This is a genomic window from Clostridium sp. AM42-4 (assembly GCF_003480105.1).
Lineage (GTDB): Bacteria > Bacillota > Clostridia > Lachnospirales > Lachnospiraceae > Brotaphodocola.
Genome location: NZ_QUIK01000008.1, coordinates 1 through 1326 on the forward strand (window position 1 = coordinate 1; position 1326 = coordinate 1326).

The window sequence follows — 1326 nt, forward strand, 5'->3', positions numbered from 1 at the left end:
TGGATATATAAAATGAGCTGCCGCACGTTAGTGCGACAGCCCCTTTTTTATATGATAGGAAATTGCATCCTATCATTTAGCCAATAGAGGAGGAATGCAGGATGAAAAAATGGAAAAGTAATTTATTTCCCGTAATCACACTGGCAGTGTGTCCTGGACTTGCTGCCTGCGGTGGAGGAAGAAAGCCACTTGAAATCACCGTAGTGAACCGTACTACATATCCTGCGGAAGACATCCGTATTAGAGAAACGGATGGGAAAGACTGGGGAGAGAACCGCCTGGAGACAACACTGGCCCAAGGCGAAAGCATTAAGATCGATCTGGGAAAATATACGGTGGAAGAACTGGACAGAGGTTTTCAGGTTCAGTTTTACTGTGAGGATGAAAAGCCGGTAAATCCGAACTATGACCCTGATACCGCGACAATTTTGGAAAATGGCAGCTTTTTGATTTTTACACCGCCGGATATCAGCGTTCCTGTGTTTGTGGACAGTGCCTATGATGCGGTAGTCTGTGACAAAAAAATTATGGAGCTCTATGCTCTGAACGATGATGGCCGCGGGGATCTGATCCCGAGTGAACGTATTCCTGTTTTGATGGGCGGAGCGCTTCCCTTTACCAATATGCAGAACCTTCGAACGGAAAACAATGAGGATGGAACGTACCGCTATGAGGATTTCACACAAGATGGCCAGATCCTTATAGTAAATACGGCAGAGCCGACCCGGTTTGCCCCGTAGGTGCAGGATCTGGAAGATTATCTGACAGCCTGCGCCCTGTCATTAAGTGATACGGATACCTGTGAACTGCTATCTGCAAAAGCAAATGAGAAATATACTGAGAACCTGACTTATCCGGTTTATATCGTAACGTACACCGCAGGTGAGAACGAGGATACCAGGAAATGGACGGTATTTGCTGTGGATACTGACAGTTATACCTATCTTTACGGGTTCTGTGAGTCTGTGGATATGGAAGAAGATATGGATGAGATTTACCAAACTATTTTTTCGCAGCTGTATCTGAGTGATGAAGAGGGAGATTTATGAAGAAAAAAAATAAGCGGTTCCGTTTCCTCCAAACCGGTAAAGATAACAGATGCTAAGCTATCAAAAAAGCTGGGACATTATCCGGCAATGTATTTGGAAAGAAAAATTTACACGTTTTGGGAAAGAAATCATATATTTGGAATTCGAATACCCGTGGCAGGAGGGAATGAACCGTCTGTTTGTTTATCAGAGCTAAAGGTGCCAGAAGATTCGCAGCAAGAAGCCGGATACTGAAGGATAGTGTCCGGCTTCTTTTACGAGGTGCGCCTGACGGCGC

General features: G+C 44.9%; 2 protein-coding genes. Both read left to right on the forward strand.

From position 1 onward, the window contains the following. Positions 1 to 101 precede the first annotated feature (101 nt). Positions 102 to 740, forward strand: coding sequence for a hypothetical protein (locus DW922_RS07730; RefSeq protein ID WP_118719156.1), 639 nt, complete (start codon positions 102 to 104; stop codon positions 738 to 740). Beyond that, positions 741 to 1049, forward strand: a complete 309-nt coding sequence (locus DW922_RS07735) for a hypothetical protein (protein ID WP_118719158.1) — start codon at positions 741 to 743, stop codon at positions 1047 to 1049. Positions 1050 to 1326 lie beyond the last annotated feature (277 nt).